The 22,169-nt window shown below is 66.4% G+C and carries 25 protein-coding genes and 1 tRNA gene; 18 read left to right on the top strand and 8 right to left on the bottom strand.

The window, feature by feature from the left end; genetic code table 11:
• Positions 1–203: 203 nt before the first annotated feature.
• The gene (locus FM111_RS03130) at positions 204–1,787 is read left to right on the top strand and encodes a PAS domain-containing hybrid sensor histidine kinase/response regulator (protein ID WP_087139270.1); all 1,584 of its coding nucleotides are present in this window, start codon (positions 204–206) and stop codon (positions 1,785–1,787) included.
• A gap of 125 nt (positions 1,788–1,912) precedes the next feature.
• On the top strand, positions 1,913–3,226 hold the full coding sequence (locus tag FM111_RS03125; RefSeq protein WP_179205006.1) for a hemolysin family protein: 1,314 nt from the start codon (positions 1,913–1,915) through the stop codon (positions 3,224–3,226).
• 25 nt (positions 3,227–3,251) lie between these two features.
• On the opposite strand, the gene FM111_RS03120 is transcribed toward FM111_RS03125, so the two are convergent.
• The 3 genes from FM111_RS03120 to cydD form a co-directional block, all read right to left on the bottom strand.
• On the bottom strand, positions 3,252–3,623 hold the full coding sequence (locus tag FM111_RS03120) for a hypothetical protein (protein ID WP_087139269.1): 372 nt from the start codon (positions 3,621–3,623) through the stop codon (positions 3,252–3,254).
• A 193-nt stretch (positions 3,624–3,816) separates the two neighbouring features.
• Positions 3,817–5,481, bottom strand: coding sequence for an amino acid ABC transporter ATP-binding/permease protein (locus FM111_RS03115; RefSeq protein WP_256968065.1), 1,665 nt, complete (start codon positions 5,479–5,481; stop codon positions 3,817–3,819).
• Positions 5,478–7,121 (bottom strand): thiol reductant ABC exporter subunit CydD, encoded by a 1,644-nt coding sequence (cydD, locus tag FM111_RS03110; RefSeq protein ID WP_087139267.1) that lies wholly within the window; start codon positions 7,119–7,121, stop codon positions 5,478–5,480. The genes FM111_RS03115 and cydD overlap by 4 nt, the downstream gene beginning before the upstream one ends.
• A 241-nt stretch (positions 7,122–7,362) precedes the next feature.
• Between cydD and FM111_RS03105 the strand changes: the two genes are divergently transcribed.
• From FM111_RS03105 to FM111_RS03090, 4 genes are all read left to right on the top strand, one after another.
• Positions 7,363–8,928, top strand: a complete 1,566-nt coding sequence (locus tag FM111_RS03105) for a cytochrome ubiquinol oxidase subunit I (protein WP_087139279.1) — start codon at positions 7,363–7,365, stop codon at positions 8,926–8,928.
• Between the two features lie 25 nt (positions 8,929–8,953).
• Complete coding sequence (gene cydB, locus FM111_RS03100) at positions 8,954–10,102, top strand: cytochrome d ubiquinol oxidase subunit II (protein ID WP_087139266.1); 1,149 nt, start codon at positions 8,954–8,956, stop codon at positions 10,100–10,102.
• 22 nt (positions 10,103–10,124) lie between these two features.
• Complete coding sequence (cydX, locus tag FM111_RS03095) at positions 10,125–10,244, top strand: cytochrome bd-I oxidase subunit CydX (protein WP_087139265.1); 120 nt, start codon at positions 10,125–10,127, stop codon at positions 10,242–10,244.
• 191 nt (positions 10,245–10,435) lie between these two features.
• The gene (locus FM111_RS03090; protein WP_256968064.1) at positions 10,436–11,089 is read left to right on the top strand and encodes an OmpW/AlkL family protein; all 654 of its coding nucleotides are present in this window, start codon (positions 10,436–10,438) and stop codon (positions 11,087–11,089) included.
• Positions 11,090–11,153: 64 nt separating this feature from the next.
• On the opposite strand, the gene FM111_RS03085 is transcribed toward FM111_RS03090, so the two are convergent.
• Complete coding sequence (locus FM111_RS03085) at positions 11,154–11,894, bottom strand: Crp/Fnr family transcriptional regulator (protein WP_087139263.1); 741 nt, start codon at positions 11,892–11,894, stop codon at positions 11,154–11,156.
• Positions 11,895–11,970: 76 nt separating this feature from the next.
• Positions 11,971–12,381: a hypothetical protein gene (locus tag FM111_RS03080; protein WP_256968063.1), complete on the bottom strand. Its 411-nt coding sequence runs from the start codon at positions 12,379–12,381 to the stop codon at positions 11,971–11,973.
• 102 nt (positions 12,382–12,483) lie between these two features.
• Here FM111_RS03080 and FM111_RS03075 point away from each other — a divergent pair, with 102 nt between their 5' ends.
• From FM111_RS03075 to rplA, 6 genes are all read left to right on the top strand, one after another.
• Entirely contained in the window at positions 12,484–13,014 is a 531-nt protein-coding gene (locus tag FM111_RS03075; protein WP_087139262.1) for a pyridoxamine 5'-phosphate oxidase family protein, read from the top strand.
• 138 nt (positions 13,015–13,152) lie between these two features.
• Positions 13,153–13,228, top strand: a tRNA-Trp gene (locus FM111_RS03070).
• Positions 13,229–13,298: 70 nt separating this feature from the next.
• Complete coding sequence (secE, locus tag FM111_RS03065) at positions 13,299–13,598, top strand: preprotein translocase subunit SecE (protein ID WP_179205005.1); 300 nt, start codon at positions 13,299–13,301, stop codon at positions 13,596–13,598.
• A gap of 13 nt (positions 13,599–13,611) precedes the next feature.
• On the top strand, positions 13,612–14,187 hold the full coding sequence (gene nusG / locus FM111_RS03060; protein WP_003165489.1) for a transcription termination/antitermination protein NusG: 576 nt from the start codon (positions 13,612–13,614) through the stop codon (positions 14,185–14,187).
• Positions 14,188–14,384: 197 nt separating this feature from the next.
• Entirely contained in the window at positions 14,385–14,816 is a 432-nt protein-coding gene (rplK, locus tag FM111_RS03055; RefSeq protein ID WP_003165488.1) for a 50S ribosomal protein L11, read from the top strand.
• A 3-nt stretch (positions 14,817–14,819) separates the two neighbouring features.
• Entirely contained in the window at positions 14,820–15,509 is a 690-nt protein-coding gene (gene rplA / locus FM111_RS03050) for a 50S ribosomal protein L1 (RefSeq protein ID WP_087139260.1), read from the top strand.
• Between the two features lie 118 nt (positions 15,510–15,627).
• Here the strand turns inward: rplA and FM111_RS03045 are convergent, their stop codons facing one another.
• On the bottom strand, positions 15,628–16,140 hold the full coding sequence (locus FM111_RS03045) for a nuclear transport factor 2 family protein (protein WP_218779164.1): 513 nt from the start codon (positions 16,138–16,140) through the stop codon (positions 15,628–15,630).
• Positions 16,141–16,153: 13 nt separating this feature from the next.
• Positions 16,154–16,765 carry an NAD(P)-dependent oxidoreductase gene (locus tag FM111_RS03040; protein WP_087139259.1) on the bottom strand — a complete coding sequence of 204 codons (612 nt, stop codon included), beginning with the start codon at positions 16,763–16,765 and terminating at the stop codon, positions 16,154–16,156.
• 93 nt (positions 16,766–16,858) lie between these two features.
• Between FM111_RS03040 and FM111_RS03035 the strand changes: the two genes are divergently transcribed.
• Positions 16,859–17,245 (top strand): winged helix-turn-helix transcriptional regulator, encoded by a 387-nt coding sequence (locus FM111_RS03035; RefSeq protein WP_218779163.1) that lies wholly within the window; start codon positions 16,859–16,861, stop codon positions 17,243–17,245.
• Here FM111_RS03035 and FM111_RS03030 read toward each other — a convergent pair.
• Complete coding sequence (locus tag FM111_RS03030) at positions 17,224–18,405, bottom strand: aspartyl/asparaginyl beta-hydroxylase domain-containing protein (protein ID WP_256968062.1); 1,182 nt, start codon at positions 18,403–18,405, stop codon at positions 17,224–17,226. The two genes, FM111_RS03035 and FM111_RS03030, sit on opposite strands and share 22 nt — an antisense overlap.
• 190 nt (positions 18,406–18,595) lie before the next feature.
• Here FM111_RS03030 and FM111_RS03025 point away from each other — a divergent pair, with 190 nt between their 5' ends.
• The 5 genes from FM111_RS03025 to rplJ all read left to right on the top strand — a co-directional run bounded on the left by FM111_RS03025 (position 18,596) and on the right by rplJ (position 22,132).
• Positions 18,596–19,252, top strand: coding sequence for a DUF47 domain-containing protein (locus tag FM111_RS03025; RefSeq protein WP_256968061.1), 657 nt, complete (start codon positions 18,596–18,598; stop codon positions 19,250–19,252).
• 5 nt (positions 19,253–19,257) lie between these two features.
• Positions 19,258–20,259, top strand: a complete 1,002-nt coding sequence (locus FM111_RS03020) for an inorganic phosphate transporter (RefSeq protein ID WP_087139256.1) — start codon at positions 19,258–19,260, stop codon at positions 20,257–20,259.
• Entirely contained in the window at positions 20,259–20,705 is a 447-nt protein-coding gene (locus FM111_RS03015) for an NUDIX hydrolase (protein ID WP_087139255.1), read from the top strand. The genes FM111_RS03020 and FM111_RS03015 overlap by 1 nt, the downstream gene beginning before the upstream one ends.
• A gap of 61 nt (positions 20,706–20,766) precedes the next feature.
• Positions 20,767–21,321, top strand: coding sequence for a DUF2059 domain-containing protein (locus tag FM111_RS03010; RefSeq protein ID WP_179205004.1), 555 nt, complete (start codon positions 20,767–20,769; stop codon positions 21,319–21,321).
• A gap of 295 nt (positions 21,322–21,616) precedes the next feature.
• Positions 21,617–22,132 (top strand): 50S ribosomal protein L10, encoded by a 516-nt coding sequence (gene rplJ / locus FM111_RS03005; protein WP_087139253.1) that lies wholly within the window; start codon positions 21,617–21,619, stop codon positions 22,130–22,132.
• The last annotated feature ends 37 nt before the right edge of the window (positions 22,133–22,169 follow it).

Here is a 22,169-nt window from a genome sequence, read left to right as displayed (position 1 = left end):
CGAGTAATCGACGGGCGGCCCTTGAGGTCGCACAGTAAGTGTAAGCGTAAGCGTAACAGAGCGGCCCCCGGAGAAATCCGGGGGCCGTTTTGCCGTGCGCTATTGCGTTGAATCAAAACGGGGCGCCCGACTTTGGTCTAGCGGGGCGGTTAAGGGTTTCTCAGCCATGCGCGCGCCATGAGACGCCGCTGAAAGGACCCTCTATGACTGACGTTGACTGGCCCCGCCGCGCCGGCCTCTCCGCCGCGCTGGACGAGGCCGCCATCGTGGCGATCACGGATCGCGCCGGCCGCATCCTGTACTGCAACGACAAGTTCGAAGCTGTCAGCGGCTACTCGCGCGAGGAACTGATCGGTCAGACGCACAGGGTGGTGAACTCGGGCGTCCACGCGCGCGACTATTTCCGCAATCTGTATCGCACCATTGCGCGAGGCGAGGTGTGGCGCGGCACCATTCAGAACCGCACCAAGTCGGGCGAGCCCTATTGGGTCGATACGACCATCGTGCCGAACCTGGGAGCTGACGGACGGCCCGAGACCTATACGGCCATTCGCTTCGAGGTGTCGGACCACGTCCGCGCGCTCAAGGCGCTGGAGCTGGCGCAGGCCGAAGCGCGACAGGCCGCCGAGGTGCGGGACCGCTTCTTCGCCAACATCAGCCATGAGGTGCGCACCCCGCTGAATGCGGTGCTGGGCCTGGCCTCGGCCCTGGCGCACACGGCGCTGACGCCGCGCCAGACCGAGATGTTGAAGCTGATCACGGGGGCAGGGGACGCGCTGCGTCGGGTTCTGGACGACATGCTGGACCTGTCGAAGATGCAGGCGGGGCAGTTCAGCCTGTCGCTGACGCCGTTTGATCTCAGAACCGACATCGAGACCGTGGTCGAGATGCGCCGGGCGGTCGCTGAGGACAAGGGTCTGACGCTGGACGTCGCCTTTACGCCGAGCGCCCAGGGGAAGGTGATCGGCGACGGCGTCCGCATCACCCAGATCGTCTCCAACCTGGTGTCCAATGCGGTCAAGTTCACGACCGAGGGACGCGTGTCCGTGCGGGTCGATGTGCGGGACGACGAGGGTCTGGTGATCGAGGTCGAGGACACGGGCATGGGCTTCGACGCCGAGGCGGCGCAGCGCCTGTTCAAGCCCTTCGTTCAGGCGGACGACGCCATCTCGCGCCAGTACGGAGGCACCGGCCTGGGCCTCTCCATCTGTAAGTCGCTGGCCGAACTGATGGGCGGACAGATCGCCGCCGAGTCGGCGCCGGGAGAAGGCAGCCTGTTCCGGGTCGTGCTGCCGGTCGAACGGGCGGTGGCGGCTGTAGCCGAACCTGCGTCGACTTCGGCCGAAGGTGAGCGCGCGCTGGAGGAGGCCACGCGCCTTCGCATCCTCGCTGTCGAGGACAATCCGGCCAATCAGATGGTCGTGCGCTGCCTGCTGGAGCCGCTGGGCTTCGAGATCGTCACCGCCGACAACGGGCTGGAAGGCGTTCTGCGTTTCCAGCAGGAGCGCTTCGACATGGTGTTGATGGACATGCAGATGCCGGTCATGGACGGGCTGGACGCCATGCGCCGCATCCGCGCCGACGAAGCGCGTCTGGGCGCCGCGCGCACCCCCATCGTCATGCTGACCGCGAACACGACCGAGGCGCACCACCTGAAGGCGGTGCAAGCCGGCGCTGATCATCTGGTCGCCAAGCCCGTCACCTTGGATATTCTGGTGCAGGGCATGGAGCAGGGGGCCGCCGCAGCCGCCGAATGGTCAAGCGAACGCGCCCTTTCGGCGGCCTGACGCCCGAGCGCGCGCGGTGAACGCCGCGGTTTCGACAACAAAGCTGGCGCAGGCACGGCTTCACCTTTACTATCGGCTGCGCGGACGCCGTTAGTCGCGCCGCGCTCAGGGCTTCTCCCTTTTCGATGTTGACCATCGCTATCGTCGTCGTGCTGCTGCTTGTGGTGCTGAACGGCCTTTTCGCCATGACCGAACTCGCGGTTGTGTCCTCCCGCAAATCCAAGCTTCAGAGCCGCGCCGAACGAGGCGATCGCGGCGCCCGCGCCGCGTTGAAACTGGCTGAGGAGCCGACCCAGTTCCTTTCGGCGGTTCAGGTGGGCATCACTCTGATCGGCATTCTGGCGGGCGCCTATGGTCAGGCCGCCATCGCGGGCGAGCTGGACGACATCCTGACGGCGAACATTCCCGCCCTGGCCCCTTATTCGCAGATCATCGCCACCGGCGTGGTCGTGGTGCTGATCACCTATGTCTCGCTGATCATCGGCGAACTGGTGCCCAAGCGCCTGGCCCTGATCTTCCCCGAGACCATCGCCTCCAAAATGGCCGGCCCGATCTCGACCCTGGCCCTGGCGATGAAGCCGTTCGTGCTGCTGCTGACGGCTTCGACCTCGGGCATCCTCAAGCTGCTGGGCGTCAAGGACCGCGACGGTTCGGACGTCACTCAGGAAGAAGTCGAGAGCATCCTGGCCGAAGGCACGTCCGCGGGCCTGATCGAGCCGGAAGAGCAGGAGATGATCGAAGAGATCCTGCGCCTGGGCGACCGGGCCGTGCGCGTGGCCATGACGCCGCGTCACGAGGTCTACTGGATCGCCCTGGACGATTCCGAAGAGATACTGCGCGAAGAGATCCGCACCTGTCCCTATTCGCGCATCGTGGTGGCGCGCGACAACGACATCGATAATCCGCTGGGCGTGGTCCACAAGAAGGACCTGCTGGACAGCCTGCTCGACAACGGCGAGTTCAACGTCGAGAAGCTGGTGGCCGAGCCGGCCTTCATCCCGCAGTCGACCTCGGTGCTGAAGGCGCTGGAGATCCTGAAGGGCTCGAAGGTTCATATGGCCTTCGTGGTCGATGAATACGGCGCCTTTGAAGGCGTGGTCACGGCGACGGACCTGCTGGAGATGATCGCCGGCGACTTCAACGAGAGCCACGACGAGACCGAGACGGCCGTGCGCAAGCGCGCCGACGGCACTTGGGCGGTCGACGGTCAGATCGATCTGGATGAACTGGGTGAGGCCCTGGGCGAAGACTTCGGCGAACACGAAGGCTTCCACACGGTGGCGGGTCTGGTGCTGCACCATCTGTCGCGCGTGCCGAACGAAGGCGACATCCTGCAACTGGGCCGCTTCGAGGTCGAGGTCATCGACATGGACGACCGTCGTATCGACAAGCTTCTGTTCCGCCCAGTGATCAAGGGCGGAGAGACCGACGCCGCCTGATCCAGGCGGCGTCGACCATGATGGTTCAGGCGCGATCCAGCGGCTGGACCAGGGCGACCCGATAGGGACGCATGGGGCCGCCCGGCTCGGCGAGAGAGACGTATTCCCCCGGCACGAAGCGTTCGCTTTCGAGGCGGAAGCCGACGGCGTCGGACTCTTCGCCGGGGAAGTCCAGCACCCAACGGCCGTCAGCGCCCTGAGACAATTGGCCGACCGCCAGGGTTTCGCCGTCGCGGAAACGACGGACGCGCGTGCGCTCGGGCGCGGCCAGCAGGGCCGCTGCGTCCAGCCGCGACTGCTGGTCCAGCGTCATGACCAGATCATAGCCGTCACGCGGATCGCCGTGCGGCGCATCGGCCTCGCGGGCCAACTCCAGCCGGATATGGTGCAGCGTCATGGTCAGCGCCCCTTGCGGTCGGCCAGATTGCTGCTGATCACGCCATAGGCCATGGCGACCATGAAGGTGAGGAAGAAGGCGCCCATGGCGGCGACGGGGGCGACGATTTCTGAAGGCATGGCAGTTCTCCTATGCCGACAGCAGAGCTGATCGTTCGTCGCTACGCCTTGATGGAGATCAAAGGTCGTTCGGTTCAGGCGGCGGCTCGAAGCGGCCCGACGTCGCCCTGGACATGGCCGTCCGGCGCGATCCCGCTGACTGTCAGCGCCTGATCGCACAGGGCCAGCGGCGCCGGGCGGTGGCTGACCAGGATCAGGCCCTGGCCGGTGCGTTGGAGGCGCTGCGACAGCCGATCCAGCACCTTGGCCTCGGTGGCCGCGTCCAGCCCTTCAGTCGGCTCGTCCAGCACCAACCAGGGGGCGAGGCGCAGATAGGCGCGGGCCAGGCCCAGGCGCCGCCGCTCGCCGCCCGACAGCCGCGCGCCGTTTTCACCCAGGGCGACGTCCAGCCCGCCGGGCGCGGCGCGGATGCGATCCGCCAGTCCGGCGTCCTCAAGCACGGCCCAAAGCTGTTCGTCATCCGCCGTGGGGGCGGCCAGGCGCAGGTTCTCGCGCACTGTTCCGGCCATCAGCACCGCCTGTTGCGGCGCATAGGCGAACAGGGGGCGCACCGCATCCGCAGACAGGGCGGCTCCGTCGACATCGGCGAAGGCGACCTCGCCGGGCATGGGCGTGCGCAGATGCATCATCCGCTCGACCAGGGTGGTCTTGCCCGCGCCGGAGCGGCCGACGACGGCCAGGCGTTGCGGCGGAGCCAGACGCAGGTCGGCCGCCGACAGGCGCAAGGCGGGGGCGGCGGGCGCTGACGCCGCGACGGGCGCCTCATCGCCCAGCAGTTCGCCCAGGCGCTGGACGGCGACGGCGACGGCGCCGTTCTGGCGCAGGGCGTTCAGCAGATTGCCCGCGCTCTCGATCGTGGCGACGGCGGCCAGCATGGCCAGGGCGGTCAAAGCGGGGGAGGCGGAGCCGGCCGCCAGGGCGGAGCCCGTGACGCCCAGCGCCATCGCCAGGGTCTGGCTCGCCATCAGCCAGCCTCCGGCGCGGGCCAGGGCCTCGGCGGCGGCCTCGACGGCGCCGCCTTGACGGGCCAGGCGATCGACGGCCCAATCCTTCATGCCGTAGGCTTGAAGCTCGGGCGCGGCGGCGGCCATGGCGGCGAAGTCGGTCTTGAAGTCGCCCATGGCCTCCTGCAGGCGACGGCCTGCGGGCTCGGCTAGGCGGCGGCCCAGGATGACGCCTACACCCACGCTGAGCATCGCGGCCAGAGCGACGGCGGCGGCTGCACGCCATCCGGCCAGCGAGGCCATCACCATGCCGGTCAGCAGGCCCGCGCCCGCGCTCCACGGCGCGGACAGGCGCACGAAGCGGTCCTGCACGGCGTCTACGTCCTGCACCAGCCGGGCCGAAGCCTCGCCGCCCGCCAGCGACAGGGCGCGCGCCGTCGAACCGCGCGCCAGACCTTCGAACAGTTGGGGGCGCAGGGCGGCCAGCGCCTTCAGCGCCGCCTCATGCCCGGTGACGCGCTCGCCATAGCGGGAGGCGGTGCGCACGATGGCCAGGAAGCGGATGACCGCGCTGGGCACCAGATAGTTGAACACATGGGCCACAGCGGGCCCCGCCGCTGTGGCCAGGGCGGATGCGGTGATGAACCAGCCCGACACGCCCAGCAGGGCCACGGCTCCGACGGACACCAGCGCCCCCGTGATGGATGCGGCCAGCAGACGCGGCAACTGGGCGCGCTCCTGAGCGCGGATCATGGCCTTGAGGCGGGCGACGCCGGGAGAGGTTTGAGGCTTCACAGGCGCACCACCACATCGGCCAGTTCGGCCACGGCGTCGGAATGGGTCGCGATCAGGGTCGTGCGCCCGCGCGCAGCCTCGCGGATGAGCGGCAGCAGGGCGGCTTCGGCCTCGGCGTCCAGATTGGCGGTCGGCTCGTCCAGCAGCAGCAGGGGCGCGGGTTTGAGGAAGGCGCGGGCCAGACTCAGACGCCGCCGCTCGCCGCCCGACAGGCCGCCGCCGCGCTCGTCGATCAGACGGTCCAGCGCGCCGTCTAGGCCCGCCTTGCGCGCGGCCTGTTCGACCTCTTCGGGCGAAGCGCTGCGTTGAGCCAGGGCGATGTTCTCGGCCAGCGTCCCTCGGATCACGACCGGCGCCTGACCGGCCCAGGCGATCCAGGCGGTCAGGTCGGGATGGTCCGACAGGCGCGCGTCGCCGACCTCGACCTCGCCGCCTGACAAGGGCGATAGGCCCAGGAACAGGTTCAGCAGGCTGGTCTTGCCCGCGCCGCTGAGGCCGGTCAGGGCGACGATGGCGCCGGGCGCGACCGACAGATCGAATCCGCTGAGCACCGGCGCGCCGTCATAGGCGATGGCCACGTCATGGAAGCGCACGGTGGGCGCTGAGACGGGCGGGGAGGGCCGCGCGCGGGGCGTCTCGTCGGCCTGATCCAGGCGGCTGAGGCTGGGGACGGCGGACTCGGCGGCTTGACGATCGTGATAGGCGGCGGCGAGGCGGCGCATGGGCTGATAGACCTCGGGCGCCAGGGCCAGGACGAAGAAGGCCTGCGCCAGACTCAGTTCGTCGGGCGCCGGAAACGGCAGCAGCTTCAGCAGGTTGAACCCACAGTAGACGGCGACCAGCGCCACGGCCAGCGCCGAGAAGAACTCCAGAACCGCCGAGGACAGGAAGGCGACCTTCAGCACCTTGCCGGTGCGGCGGGCCAGATCATCCGAGGCGCGGGCGATGACGCGGGTCTGCTGCGCCTCGGCCTGGAAAGACAGGATGGCGGGCAGGGCGCGCACCCGGTCCAGGAACAGGCCCGACAGACGCTCCAGCGCCTGAAACTGACGGCGGCTCTCAGCGCTCGCGGCCATGCCGGTCAGGGCCATGCCCAGCACGAAGGGCAGCAGGGTGAATATCAGAATGCCGGCGGTGAAGGGGCTGACCACGCCCGCCGCCACGATCAGGATGATGGGCGAGGCGGCGGCGGCCGTGCGGGCGGGGGTGAAGCGGGCGACGTGGCCGTCCAGCGCCTCGACGCCCTCGGCGGCGGCGGTCATGGCGGCGGCGTCGGACAGGCGGCCTCCGAGGGCGCCTGTCAGCACCCGGCGGCGCAGGCCGTTCTTGGCGGCGCGGGCGGCGCGGGTGTTGACGAAGACCGCGCCCTGATTGAGCGCAGCGCGCACGATCAGGGCGGCGGCCGCCAGAATCAGGCCGGGAACGGCTTCGGCCAAGCCCTGGGGCAGGGCGCCGACGGCCAGGGCCAGTCCAGCGGCGAAGCCGATGGCGGGAACCGTGTCCGCGATCACCAGGGCGCCGCCCAGGCTCATCAGACGGCGCCAGGGAGACAGGGCGGATTTCAGCCAGGCGGCGGCTGTCGCCGTCTCTGCGATTCGTCGCGAATCCGCTTGTTGAGGCTCGACCGGCTGGGCCGTCATCACGTCTCCTGGTGCGCCATTCTGGGAATGTGGGCCTGAACCGGCCTCATCCACTGCAACCGGCGACAATAGAGGATGGGGCAAAAAGCCTATGTGGCGAAAGGCCCTTGGGCGAAACGCCGTCTAGTTCAAGTCGGCGCGCGCGGCTTTGATCAGGATCAAGGCGCGCCAGAGGGCGCTGCTTTAGGTTAGAGTAGAACGCCGGTCGATGGGGGCTGGCGGTCAGGAGCCTGGAACGATGATCGACCTGGCGGTCGTAGACCTTTCGCGCCTTCAGTTCGCACTGACGGCGCTATACCACTTTCTATTCGTGCCCCTCACCTTGGGCCTCTCCTTCATGCTGGTCATCATGGAGAGCATCTATGTGATGACCCGTCGGCCGATCTGGCGGACGATCACCCGTTTCTGGGGCGCGATATTCGGCATCAACTTCGTGCTGGGCGTCGCTACCGGCCTGACGATGGAATTCCAGTTCGGCATGAACTGGAGCTACTATTCCCACTACGTCGGGGACATCTTCGGGGCGCCGCTGGCGATCGAGGGCCTGATGGCCTTCTTCATGGAGGCGACCTTCGTCGGCCTGATGTTCTTCGGCTGGGACAAGCTGAAGCCGCACGCCCACCTGTTCGTCACCTTCATGGTGGCCTTGGGCACCAACCTGTCGGCCCTGTGGATTCTGGCGGCCAACGGCTGGATGCAGAACCCGGTCGGCGCCGCCTTCAACCCCGACACCATGCGTATGGAAGTCACCGACTTCATGGCGGTGATCTTCAACCCGGTGGCTCAGGCCAAGTTCGTGCACACCGTGTCGGCCGGCTATGTCTGCGCCGCTGTGGTCGTGCTGGGCATCTCGGCCTTCTATCTGCTGAAGGGCAAGCACGTCGGCTTCGCCAAGCGATCGATGACGGTCGCCGCGGCGTTCGGCCTGCTGTCGTCGCTGTCGGTGGTCGTTCTGGGCGATGAGTCGGGCTACGCCCTGACCGACAACCAGAAGATGAAGCTGGCCGCTCTGGAAGCCATGTGGCGCACCGAAGAGGCGCCGGCCGGTCTGACCCTGTTCGGCCTGCCCAGCCTTGAGGACCGTCACACCCACTTCGAGGTCAAGGTGCCCTACGTCCTGGGCCTGATCTCGACGCGCAGCATCGACAAGCCCGTCGAGGGCATCCTTGAGCTGGTCGCCGTCGCCGAGGACCGCATCGAGCGCGGCGTCGTCGCCTATGACGCTCTGGAGAAGGTCAAGGCCGATCCCACGGACATGGCCGCGCGCGGCCAGTTCGAGACGGTCCGCAACGATCTGGGCTACGGCCTGCTGCTGAAGCGTTACGTTGAAGATCCGCGCACGGCCACGCCGCAGCAGATCCAGCAGGCCGCCTGGTCGACGGTGCCGAACGTGCCGCTGATGTTCTGGGTCTTCCGCTTCATGGCGGGCATCGGCTTCCTGATGATCGGCCTGTTCGGTACGGCCTTCATCCTGTGCACCCTGCGCAAGCATGAGACGAAGTGGTTCCTGCGTCTGGCCGTTCTGGCCATTCCGCTGCCGTGGATCGCCATTGAGTCCGGCTGGCTGCTGGCCGAAGTGGGGCGTCAGCCCTGGGCCGTGGAAGGCGTTCTGCCGACCTTCCTGGGCGTGTCCAGCCTGGGCGTGCCGCAACTGCTCACCACGATCATCTGCTTCACCCTGCTGTACGGCGTGCTCGCCGTGGTCGAGGTCGGGCTGATCCTGCGCACGGTCAAGAAGGGACCGTTCGCCGAACAGGAAGCCCGTGAAGCCGACGCCAGCGCGGAAGGCGAGCCCGCGGTCGCCTGACCCGGTCGTTGAAGGAAAAAGAGAGATGGAACTTCCCCTCGACTACACCACCCTCCGCCTGATCTGGTGGGGACTGCTGGGCGTGCTGCTGATCGGCTTCGCCCTGACCGACGGGTTCGACATGGGCGTCGGCGCCCTGCTGCCCTTCGTCGCCAAGACGGACGCAGAGCGCCGTATGGTCATCAACACCGTGAGCGCGACCTGGGAAGGCAACCAGGTCTGGTTCATCGTCGGCGGGGCGGCGATCTTCGCCGCCTGGCCGCAGGTTTACGCCGTCAGCTTCTCGGGCTTCTACCTGGCGATGTTCCTGGTGCTGTCCGCGATGATATTGCGGCCCGTGTCGTTCAAATATCGCTCCAAGCGGCCTGAGGCGCGCTGGCGCTCCATGTGGGACTGGGGCCTGTTCATCGGCAGCTTCGTCCCGACCCTGGTGTTCGGCGTGGCCGTCGGCAACGTCCTGATGGGCGCGCCCTTCCGCCTGGATAGCGATCTGCGCAGCTTCTATGAAGGCAGCCTGCTGGGCCTGTTCACCCCCTTCACCCTGATCTGCGGCCTGCTGTCGGTGTCCATGCTGGTTCTGCACGGCGCGGCCTGGCTGTCGGTCAAGGGCGAAGAAGGTCCGGTGCTGAAGCGCGCTCGCGCCATCGGCACCGTCGCCGGTGCGGCCAGTCTGGTGCTGTTCGCCATCGGCGGCGCCATGGTGGCGTTCGGCGATATGGGCTTCCGCATCACCGGCGTGGTCGACACGGCGGGCGCCTCCAACCCGCTGCGCACGGCCGTCGAGGCCGCGCCCGGCGCCTGGCTGGACAACTACGGGCGCTATCCGTGGATGATCATCGCTCCGGTCCTGGGCTTCGCCGGCGCCGCGATCGGTCTGCTGGGGATGTGGCGCAAGTCGGCGGTGATGGCCTTCGGCGGTTCATCGGCTTCGGCGGTCGGGATCATCTCGACGGTCGGGCTGTCGATGTTCCCCTTCATCCTGCCCAGCTCGATCAACGCCCAGTCCAGCCTGACCGTGTGGAACGCGTCGTCCAGCCATACGACCCTGTTCATCATGCTGATCGTGGTGGCGGTCTTCCTGCCCTTCGTCCTGCTCTACACCTCCTGGGTCTATAAGGTGCTGTGGGGCCGTTCGACCGAGGCTGAGCTGAAGACCAATCCCGACCTCTACTGATCCCGCGAAAGGAGATCATCTCATGTGGTATTTCGCCTGGATCCTGGGCCTCGGCCTGGCGGTGGCGTTCGGCGTCCTGAACGGCCTGTGGCACGAGTTCCGCCTGTTCGACGAAGGGGACGAGGGGCACTCGGAATCCTGATCCCCGTCATCTGACGGACTGACTGAATGATCCCCTTCGGCGCAGGCCGGAGGGGATTTTTCTTGGATGAAATAGAAGAAATATCCGTAGCTTGCGCTGGATCAAGGCGGGATGATGAGGGCGGGCGCAAGGTCATTCAGACATCGAAGCCGGGCCCTCTCCCGACCCGGCGAATGTCGGGGATTGAACCGATGAAAACCGCCGCCGCCCTTATCGCCTCCGTCAGCCTTCTGGCCGTCGCGGGCGCCGCTTCGGCCCAGAACGCCGCGCCTGAACAGGTGGGCAAGGGCTCGTTGATCGTCACCGCGCGCATGACGGGCGTCCTGCCTCAGGCGGATGACGCCATCGTCACCGCCGCCGGGGCCGACAGCGGCCTGAAGGTCGACGTGGGCGACGACTGGATGCCGACGCTGGGCTTCACCTATTTCGTCGCCGACCACTGGGCCGTCGAGGCCATCCTGGGCGCCACCCAGCACGAGGTTCGCGCCAAGGGCGGCGCGACCGACGTAGCGGTGCATGAGACCTGGGTTCTGCCGCCGGTGGTGACGCTGCAATACCGGCCGACGCCGAACGCGACGGTCAGCCCCTATGTCGGGGCGGGCGTCAGCTACATGGCCTTCTTCAGCGGCAAGGATAAGAACGGCTTTGAGGTCGATCTGGACAACGGCTTCGGCGTGGCGCTGCAGGCCGGCGCCGACTGGAACATTTCCGGCCCGTGGACGCTGAACCTGGACGCCAAGAAGGTGTGGTTCGACACGGACGCCAAGATCAACGGCGGCGCGCTGAAGAGCAGCGTCAGCCTGGATCCCTGGGTCGTGTCGGTGGGCGTCGGCCGCAAGTTCTGAAGCCGATGCGGGGAGGGGCGCGGAACGTCAGGCCGCGCCCCCTTATCCCTTTAGCCGGAATGGATCAGGCGGCGCCTTCGCCCAGGGCCTTCAGCGCGGCCGGATCGGGCAGGGCGACGTCATTGCCCGGCAGAAGCTGGATCAGGCCGGACGTCTTGAACTGGGTGAAGACCCGGCTGACCGTCTCGATCGTCAGGCCCAGATAGTCGGCGATGTCCAGCCGCGTCATCGGCAGGTGGACGTGGCCCACGGCGCCGCCCAACTGCACCTGACGCTCGGACAGGCGGGTCAGGAAGCTGGCCAGCCGCTCGCGCGCCGTCTTGCGGCCCAGAAGGACGATCTGTTCCTGCGCCGCCATCAGCTCGTCCCCAGCCAGGGCCACCAGGCGGTGCTCCAGCGCGGGCAGGGCGTTCAGCAGTTGATCGAAGTCGCCGCGCCGGAACCGGCAGGCGTTCAGCGGCGTCAGGGCCTCGGCCGTGAAGCTGGACGGCCCGCGCCCGCCCAGGCCCAGGAAGTCGCCCTGGAACAGGAAGCCGGTGATCTGGCGTCGTCCGTCGGGCAGCAGGCGATACAGCTTCACCGCCCCGTCCACGACGTTGAAGACATAGGGGTTCGGATCGCCTTCATGGAACAGGGCCTGGCCTGGCTGGGCGACGACGCTTTCGCTGGAGCAGGCCATGCTCTGCAACTCATGGCCCTTGAGGTCCGCGCATACGCCCAGCGGACGGGCGCCGCAGGTGGAGCATGGATGGACGTCTTCCAGACGCACCTCTTCGATTTCGGCCTGGGCCGCAGCGGTGTTCACGAACGTCGTCTCCCGGATGACGCGGCAGTCTAGGCGATGAGGGGCTGATCCCGAATAGGTCAGCCTGTCCTAGCCGTCAGTTCGGCGGCGCGCAGTCCGGCGCGGCGGCTTCCTCAGCGTAGCGCAGTCGCGCGCCTAGCTGACAGGCGAGGGCCGTCAGCTCGACGGCCAGGCTCTGCCGCACCAGGGGACGCACGCCCATTTCGCGCACGACGAAGGGGCCGGCCCACAGGGTCTCGCCGTATTCCAGGTCGGGCTGGCGCCACCAGCTGACGAAGCCCAGCACCCCGCCGCGCTGATTGCGCGCGCTGAGGATTCCCCGGCTTTCCGGCGCGGCGCGCCATGCGGTCAGGAAGGCGTCCCACTGGGCCGGCACCAGATTGGGCCGCCACAGCCGCGCCAGGGCGAAGGCGGCGGGGGCCTCGGCTTCGCTGAGGGGGGCCACCTCCAGGCGAGGTGCATCGGACGCGAAGCGGGACTCTGTCATGGCGGCATTGGAACCGAAGCGGGGTCCAGCCGCCTTGATCTGCGTCAAGGCCGCGCCGAAGCTGCCCAGCCAATCTGCCTCGTCATCTTCTGGAGAATCGCCATGAGCTCGACCTCGCGCATCACCCCGATCCACGGCGGCGCAGTGGCCGCCATCCTCAAGCTGCTGGACAGCCAGAAGCTGATGACTCTGGCCGTGAACCGGGCTGACGGTCGGCCGCAGGCGGCGACGCTGGGCTATCTGAACGACGGGCTGAACCTCTACTTCGTCACCGCCCGCGACAGCGAGAAGCTGAAGAACCTGACCGCCGACCCGCGCGTCGGCGTGGCCGTGCGCGGCGTGGGCGAGGAAGGAGAGGCGGTCGGCGTCTCTATCGACGGCCGCGCCGAGGAGGTCACGGACGGCGACGAGGTGAAGCGGTTGAACGACCTGATCATCGCTCGCTCGCCCGACATCAGCCCCTGGGCGCCCGGCGGCGACGCCGTGGCGGTGGTCAAGGTGATTCCCGAAGAGATCGAGGCGGTGGCGGTGGTTGACGGCCGCAGCCGGGCCCAGACCTTCTCGATCGGCGATTCAGACGCCCTGGTGAAAGGGCTGAGCTATGAGCCCAGCGCCGTGGCGCGTCTGTTCTGAGGAAATTCCACGACTTCGCGCGTTTGCGGCGCAGATGGCCCTTGAAATGGCCGTGGGGCTCGGGCATACGCCCCCCTCTGGCGAGGGTCGCGCCGCTGGGTTGATATCCACGGCGCGCTGATCTTTGTCCGGGACACTAGGAGTGTAGCTCAGCTGGTAGAGCATCGGTCTCCAAAACCGAGGGCCGGGGGTTCGAGTCCCTCCACTCCTGCCATTCCCCCTGTTGCGATCGCCTGGGACTTCCCATGTGGAGCAGCAGGATCCAGAGGTTGAAGAGACGTCAAATGGCCAAGGCGAAGACCCCGGGCGGCCGCCGCACTACGGGGACCAAGACCGCAGCAGCCGCGCAAGGCGCAGCGACCGTGGCCGTCGACGCGCCCGCGCCGAAGAAAAAGACGTCCATCCCGCAGTTCATCAGCGAAGTCCGCGCTGAGGCCCGCAAGATCGTGTGGCCCAGCCGCAAGGAGACCTGGATCACCTCGGTGATGGTCTTCATCATGGTGCTGATCGCGGCCGCCTTCTTCTGGATCGTCGACACGGGTCTCGGCTTCGCGTCCCGCTTCATCCTCGGCCTTGGCCAATAAAGGAGACGCGCACATGACTGATGCAGCGCCCAAGCCGGCGGCCAATCCCCGCCACAAGTGGTACATCGTCCACGCCTATTCGAACTTCGAGAAGAAGGTCGCCGAGCAACTGCGCGACCAGGCCAAGCAACAGGGTCTGGAAGACGCCTTCTCTGAAATCCTGGTTCCGACCGAGGACGTCATCGAGATCCGCCGCGGCAAGAAGGTCAACGCCGAACGCAAATTCTTCCCCGGCTATGTGCTGGTGAAGATGGAGATGACCGACGAGGCCTATCACCTGGTCAAGAACACGCCGAAGGTCACGGGCTTCCTGGGCGCCGCGGGCGGCACCAAGCCCCTGCCGGTCTCGGAACGTGAAGTCCAGAACATCATCGGTCAGGTGGAAGAGGGCGTCGAGCGTCCGAAGCCCACCATCCGCTTCGACATCGGCGAGAACGTCAAGGTCATCGACGGCCCGTTCGCCAGCTTCGACGGCCAGGTCGAAAGCGTCGACGAAGAGAACGCCCGCCTGCGCGTGGCTGTCTCCATCTTCGGCCGCCCGACCCCGGTCGAGCTGGAATACAATCAGGTGGAGAAGGTCAGCGCCTGATCGGCTGCTGACGCCACGCAGAGATCGGGACCGTCTTCGGGCGGTCCCGTTTGCGTTTTCAGGGTCTGCCTGCTAAACGCGCGCCTTCGCTGGACGGCCTTCGAGTCGCTCGGCGTCAAATCCGTGGAAGGCAGCCATGCCGCACCACGGCTCACCGGCCGGGCGCATCGTCGCCGGGTCATTCATAGGAGAGACCAATGGCCAAGAAGATTCTCGGCTATATCAAGCTGCAAGTGCCGGCCGGTTCGGCCACGCCTTCGCCCCCGATCGGCCCGGCTCTGGGTCAACGCGGCGTGAACATCATGGGCTTCTGCAAGGAGTTCAACGCGCGGACCGAGAAGGAAGCCAAGGGCACCCCGCTTCCGACCGTCATCACCGTCTATCAGGACAAGTCGTTCACCTTCATCACCAAGACGCCGCCGGCGACCTGGTATCTGAAGCAAGCCGCTGGCATCAAGTCGGGCGCCAAGCTCGTCGGCCGCGAGTTCGCCGGCAAGATCACGCAGACGCAACTGCGCGAAATCGCCGAGAAGAAGATGAAAGACCTGAACGCGAACGACCTGGACGCCGCGTCGCGCATCATCGAGGGCTCGGCCCGCGCCATCGGCATTCAAGTGGTGGAGGGCTAAGACATGGCTAAGCTGACCAAAGCCCATAAGGCCCGCACGGGCGTCACCGAAGACCTGCTGGTCTTCTCGGACGCCATCAAGCTGGTGAAAGACAACGCCAAGGCCAAGTTCGACGAGTCGATCGAAATCGCCATCAACCTGGGCGTCGACCCGCGTCACGCCGACCAACAGGTCCGCGGCGTGGTGAACCTGCCCTCGGGCACCGGCCGTGACGTTCGCGTCGCCGTCTTCGCCAAGGACGCCAAGGCTGATGAAGCCAAGGCGGCCGGCGCCGAGCACGTCGGCGCTGAAGACCTGTACGAGAAGATCGCTGGCGGCTTCATGGACTTCGACCGCGTGATCGCGTCGCCGGACATGATGGCCCTGGTCGGTCGTCTGGGTAAGGTGCTGGGCCCGCGCGGCCTGATGCCGAACCCGAAGGTCGGCACCGTGACCCCGAACGTCGCTCAGGCCGTCAAGGACGCCAAGGGCGGCGCCGTTGAGTTCCGCGTCGAGAAGGCGGGCATCGTCCACGCCGGCATCGGCAAGGCCTCCTTCACCCAGGACGCCCTGGAAGCCAACGTCAAGGCCATCGTGGACGCCCTCGTCCGCGCCAAGCCGTCGGGCGCCAAGGGCACCTATGTGAAGCGCATCGCCCTGTCCTCGACGATGGGCCCGGGCTTCAAGATCGACCCGGCTTCGCTGGGCGCCTGATCCGGCTTCACGGCTAAGAATGACGACGGCCCCGGAAGAGCGATCTTCCGGGGCCGTTTTCTTTGTTGGTCACGCCTACCGCGCTTCGCGCTATTTGAAGCGTGGTTCGTTGGCTCAGTCAGTCGGCCTTGTCGCCGCTGAACATGGTGTTGCCGTTGGCGGTCGTGGCGGGAACTGTCTGGATCACGTCGAAATGCTCGACGATCTTGCCGTTCTCGACGCGGAAGATGTCGACGATGGCGCGGCCGGGGTCGTCGGGCGTCTCCTGCGAATGAACATGCAGGGCGACCAGGTCGCCATCCACGATGACACGATGGATCGTGGCGCGCGACTGGGGATTGTCGCGGAAGAAGCCTTCGAAATAGCCGTAGAAGGCGGCGCCGCCGTTCGGAACGGCCGAATTGTGCTGGATGTAGCGGTCGCCGATGTAAAGGCGCGCCGCCTCGGTCGGACGATGCTGATTGAAGGCCAGATCATAGAAGGCGACGACGATCCGGGCGTTCTCGGCCTCGGTCGGGGTGCGCGCAGCGGATGTCTGCGTTGGAGCGGGAGCCGCTTCACCGGCGCTGACTGGAGCGGCTGCGGCGCTGAAGGCCAGGGCGGCCAGGGCGGCCATCGTGAACGGTTTCATCTGTGCGCCTTTCTCAGTAGCCGACGGTGAAGCGGGCGCGGGGGTGCTTCGGCGTCTCGATCTCGTCAGCCATGGCGATGGCGTAGTCGGGGAAGGAGATGCGGCTGTTCCCCTGGTCGTCCGTCAGCAGGGCGTCGCCGCCCAGGCGGAAGACGCCGGTGCGCTCCGACCCGTCGAACAGGGCTGAGGGCGACAGGAAGGTCCAGTTCAACTCAGGCTCGGTGCGAAGGGCGTCCAGAAACCGTCCGCCGGCCAGGGCTTCGGCCTTATAGGCTTCGGGGAAGGCGGGCGTGTCGACAAGGCGTTGACCCGGCGCGATCTCCAGGCTGCCGGCCCCGCCGACGACCAGGTAACGCGGAACGCCTGCTTCCTTGATCGCCTGGATCAGCAGGCTCGGATCGCTGTCCACGAACATGATGGCGCTGACCACGGCGTCGGCGCCGGCCAGGGCTGGGGCGAGAGAGGCGGGCTGGTTCACGTCGCCTGCGACAGGGGTAACGCCGGAAGCGGCGGGCACGCGATCCGGCTGGCGGGCCACGCCCGTCACCTGATGCCCGCGCCGAGCCAGTTCCTTGACGATCTCTGATCCGACACGGCCGCTGGCGCCCAGGACGGTGATGTTCATGGGAATGTTCCTTGTAGTTACCAATGGAAACCAGGTGTGCTAAAGGGAGTGACTATGCAAGAAGGCACTTTTCTCTCACCAGGTTCCCCGGCGGTGACCGCTTCCAGCGACGGCGAGCGTGGAAACGTCTACGCCGCCGACTGCCCGACCCGTCTGTTGCTGGATCGGATCGCCGACAAGTGGACGGTGCTTCTGCTGACCACCCTCGCGGATGGGCCGATGCGTTTCAATGCGCTCAAGCGCCGGATCGAGGGCGTGTCCCAGAAGATGCTGAGCCAGACCCTGCGCCAGATCGAGCGCGACGGCCTGGTTACACGCACGGTCGAGGCCGCTGTGCCGGTGTCCGTCACCTATGCGATCACGCCCCTCGGGCTGGGACTGGTTCGATCGTTGCGGCCGATGATCGACTGGGCCGAGACGCGCATGGGCGAGGTGGCGGCGGCGCAATCAGCTTATGATCAGTTGCGAGAGGGCGCATGATCGATAGTGAACTCGCGTTGCGCCTTCATCATCTCGGTGATCAGCCGTTTCTCGCCGTCGTCGAGGTAGGGGTTCCAGACATCGAAGATCAGGATGACGCGCATGGCGTCGGCATCGTTCCACGCCTCGTGCTCAATGGTGTCGTCAAAGACCCAGGCGCGGCCCATCTCCCATTCGCGCACCGTATTGCCCACGCGGAAGCGCGCCGTTCCCGGCAGGATCAGCGGCAGGTGAGTCAGCAGGCGCACGTTCGATGAGCCTGTATGCGCTGGAATATGCGTCTTAGGCTGAAGCGCCGAGAACATGGCGGTAGGGGCGAAGCCTTCCTGATCGGCCATGGGCAGGCTTTCCAGCAAGGCGGCGGTCTGGGGCGCGCGGGCGCAGACTTCGTCCTGGCGGCGGCCATCCTTCCATAGGAAGAGGGAGCTCCATTTGCGCGAGTGGTTCAACTCCTCCCACTGATTGACCGGCGCGCCCTTGGGATAGGCGATGTAGGGCGAGAACTCGTCGAAAGCGGTCTCAAGCAGGGTCGCCAGTTCAGCCTGAATGACAGGGGTCGCCTCTTCCAGCCGCGCCAGCCATGGGAACAAGGTGCGGTCATAGAAGGGAATGATGGGAAGGCGCGGGTAGTTAAGCAGGAGCGGTTGCTGCTTGGGCGGTTGTTTCAGGCCGGCGTAGATCTCCAGGCCTTCCTCAAAGCGGTCTCGGCTGGCTTCACCCAGTTCGGCCTTCAGCGGTGCAATGCGGTCCTTCATGAAATCGGCCAGGGCCTGAGCGTGCCGGTCGATCAGGCTGCTGGCGTAGTCCATCTGGCTGACGACGCCGGGCGGACAGGAGGCGCGCGGCGGGGCGATTTTCAGGGCGTTGCGATAGACCTCGACCGCCGCCTTGGTCTGATTGATCTTCTCCAGCATGGCGCCCTTGGCCAGCAGCGCCATGAAGTCGTAGGGCCGCATGTCGAGCGCGTCGTCCAGGACGCGAAGGGAGGCGTGGTAGTCGCCCAGAAGGCGCAGGGCGACGGCGCGGTTCAAGGTGGCGTTGTGCGTCTTGCCGAATTGATCCGCCTGATCCAGCAGCCGCAAGGCGGAGCGAGGGTCGCGACGAGCGAGGGCCTGGCCGGCTTCGACGAGCAGGCGCTCCTGCTCCGCAGGGTAGGTCATGACAATTTAGGCCGTTATTCGAACACAAAGATGACATTTTCTTCATGCGCCTCGGCTGGAACGGCGTCAATGGCCGGGGGAGAAATCAGAGAATCCGTATGCGGATGACTTGACGAAGAGGCTGGAAGCCGGGACTTGGGGCGCCGGCTCGGTCCTCGGTATGCGCGAGGCGGCCTTGCGGAGACGACCCATGCTCAACTGGTTCCAGGCGCTGTTGCCGAAGGAAGACAACTTTTTCCGGTTGTTCGACGCCCATGCGCTGACGCTGGTTCATGGCGCAGGCGCCCTGCGTCAGATGATGAACGGCGGACCCGCAACCGGCGAGTGGTGCGCCAAGGTGGTCGCCCACGAGGAAGAGGCCGATGAGATCGCGCGCGAGGTGCTGTTCGCCGTGCGCCGCAGCTTCATCACTCCGTTCGACCGTTCGGACATTCGCGGCCTGACCAACTCGCTGGACGACACTATCGACCAGATGCAGAAGGCGGCCAAGATCGTCACCCTGTATGAGATGCGCGACTTCTCGCCCAAGATGCAGGAACTGGCCGACATCGCCGTCGAATGCGCGGCCCTGACGCAGGAGGCCTTCACCCTGCTGCCGGCCATGCGCAAGAACCATGAGCGGCTGGCGATCCTGACGGAGCAGATCACCAACCTGGAAGCTCGCAGCGACGACCTCTATGACGCGGGCATGAAGGCGCTTTATGAAGCGCACCGGCACGACATGACGGGCGGCAACACCCTGGGCTTCATCATCGGCAGCCAGCTTCTGGATCATCTGGAGAAGGTGGTCGACCGGTTCGAGGATGTGGCCAACCGCATCAACGGCGTTCTGGTCGAGCACCTGTAAACCTCATGGATCACGCCCTCCTGATCCTGGTCTTCCTGATCGGCGTCGCCCTGCTGTTCGATTTTCTGAACGGCCTGCACGACGCGGCCAACTCGATCGCCACCATCGTCGCCACCCGCGTCCTGCCGCCGATCTATGCGGTGGGGTGGGCGGCCTTCTTCAACTTTATCGCCTTTCTGTTCTTCGGCCTGCACGTCGCCGACACCATCGGGCGCGGCATCATCTCGCCGGACGTGATCTCGGATCAGGTGATTTTCGGCGCCCTGATGGGGGCCATTAGCTGGAACGTCATCACCTGGCTGGGCGGGATTCCTTCGTCCAGCTCGCACGCCCTGATCGGCGGCCTGCTGGGGGCGGGCATCGCCAAGGCGGGGACCAGCGCTGTGGTCATCGCCGGGGTGCTGAAGACGGTGGGCGCCATCTTCATGTCGCCCGCCATCGGCTTCCTGCTGGCCCTGCTGTTGGTGCTGATCGTGTCCTGGCTGTTCGCCAAGGCCAATCCCAACTTCGCCGATCGGGTCTTCCGCGGTTTGCAGTTCGTATCGGCCTCGGCCTATTCCCTGGGCCACGGGGGCAACGACGCCCAGAAGACGATGGGGATCATCGCCATCCTGCTCTATTCACGCGGCATGCTGGGCGGCGAGTTCCATGTGCCGTTCTGGGTGGTCATCACCTGTCAGGCGGCCATCGCCCTGGGCACCCTGTTCGGCGGCTGGAAGATCGTTCACACCATGGGGTCGCGGATCACGCGCCTTTCGCCCCAGCAGGGCTTCTGCGCTGAGACGGGCGGGGCCATCACCCTGTTCGCAGCGACCAGCATGGGCATTCCGGTGTCGACCACCCACACCATCACCGGCGCCATCGTCGGCGTGGGCGCGGCCAAGCGCGTCTCGGCCGTGCGCTGGAGCGTGGCGCGCAGCATCGTCACCGCCTGGTTCATCACCATGCCGGCGGCCGCCGCCATCGGCGCTCTGTTCTACGCCCTCGGCGGGCTGTTCCTGACCTGATGTCGAGCAAGCCCCGCACCCTTTCGTCCGAGACGCGCCAGGTCGCGGCCCTGCCGTGGCGACACGGCGCGGACGGCGTGGAGATCATGATGATCACCTCGCGCGAGACGCGGCGCTGGGTCATCCCCAAGGGCAACCGCATGGCGGGCAAGACCGACGCCGAGGCCGCCGTGGTCGAGGCCTATGAGGAGGCGGGCGTTCAAGGCGACGTCATGGGCGCGCCCATCGGCTGGTTCCGCTATGGCAAGCGACTGAAGTCCGGGCGGGTCCAGGCGACCATCGCCAGCGTCTATCCGCTGGAGGTCTTCATCCAACTGGGCGCCTGGCCCGAGGACGCCCAGCGCGAACGCCGCTGGATGTCGATAGAAGACGCCGCCGCCGCAGTGGACGAGGTCGAACTGGCCGAACTGATCCGCGATTTTAAGCCGGGCCGGGGAGCGGAGTAGGGCGTCTGCTTCCATTGACGAACATTGTTCGTTATGCGTGGGCATCGCTATGGAGAATCCGATGTCGTCCGCTCTGTCCGCCGCCTGTTTTGCCCTTGTCGTGACGGGGATGACCATCTCGGCGCCCGCCCAGGCGCATACGTCGCTCGAGGGACAGGCCAAGGCGTCGGTGCAGGTTTCGGACAACCGCGCGGCCCTGACCCGTCGCTATCTGGAATTGACCACGGGCGGCATCGACAAGGTCGTGCAGAAACTGATCGATGACGAGATCACGGCCATGGCCGATAACCTGCCGGCCGAACAGCTTGCCTGGTTCCGCGCCAATACCGTCACTATCATGCAGCCCCATATGGATGAACTGATCCGCAGCTTGAGCGACGACATCCAGACGCGCTTCACCGAGGCCGAATTGGAGGCTTTGATCGGTTTCTACGACACGCCCCAGGGACGCGCGATCGCCGCCAAGCAACTGGAGATGGGCGGCGCCATGAGTCAAGCCATGGAGAGCTTCCAGATGTCCTATCTGCAGGATCTGATGACCAAGTTCTGCGGCGCCTTCGACTGCGGGGCCATGGAGCAAGAAGCGACGGGCGCCGCCAAACCCGCCAAGCGTTGATTTTCCCGCCGGGCCGTGTATAGAGCCCGCATCTCGTCAGGGTCTCGGTTCTGACGATGCCTGTCCGAGAACTTCGGGATGCGGGGGTCGCCCGCGTCATAATCGTCCAGAGAGCCCTCTGGCGCCGTGGGGAGATGGGGATGCAAAGACCTTTTGCCTGCCGGTATCCGGCGGGCGGGCCACGCTTCCTTCGGACAATACGACCGGCTTGAACGCTGTGCAGCAATGCATGGCGCAATGGCCAATCCGTCGCTGGGAATAAGCTCGGCGGCGAATACCAAAACTGGAGACCACAATGGACCGCGCACAAAAAGCCGAGTCGATCGAATCGCTGAAGAGCGTGTTCGCCGACGCGGGCGCCGTGGTCGTGACCCACAACCTGGGTCTGACCGTTGTGGAGATGGAAGACCTGCGTGGTCGCCTTCGTAAAGAAGGCGGCGCGTTCAAGGTGGTGAAGAACCGTCTGGCGCTCAAGGCGCTGGGCGTCGAGGAAGGCAGCGAGTACCACAGCCTGTTCAAGGGCCCCGTGGGCATTGCTTACGCCGCTGATCCCGTCACCGCCGCCAAGGTCACGGCCGAATTCGCCAAGGGTAACGACAAGTTCGCTATCATGGGCGGTTTCATGGGCGACAAGGTTCTGGACGCCAAGGGCGTCGAGGCCCTGTCCAAGCTGCCGTCGCTGGACCAACTGCGCGGCAAGCTCATCGGCCTGCTGCAAGCCCCGGCGACCAAGGTTGCTGGCGTCCTGCAGGCGCCGGCCGGCCAACTGGCGCGCGTCTTCAACGCGTACGCGACCAAAGACGCCGCCTAAGCCCCGTCATCTCTGCATATCTCTCTGAACCTCATCC

It is taken from the genome of Brevundimonas diminuta 3F5N, assembly GCF_900163625.1.
Taxonomy (GTDB): domain Bacteria; phylum Pseudomonadota; class Alphaproteobacteria; order Caulobacterales; family Caulobacteraceae; genus Brevundimonas; species Brevundimonas diminuta_A.
The sequence above is the reverse complement of the archived record's forward strand: the minus strand, read 5'-3'. Positions and strand labels throughout refer to the sequence as shown.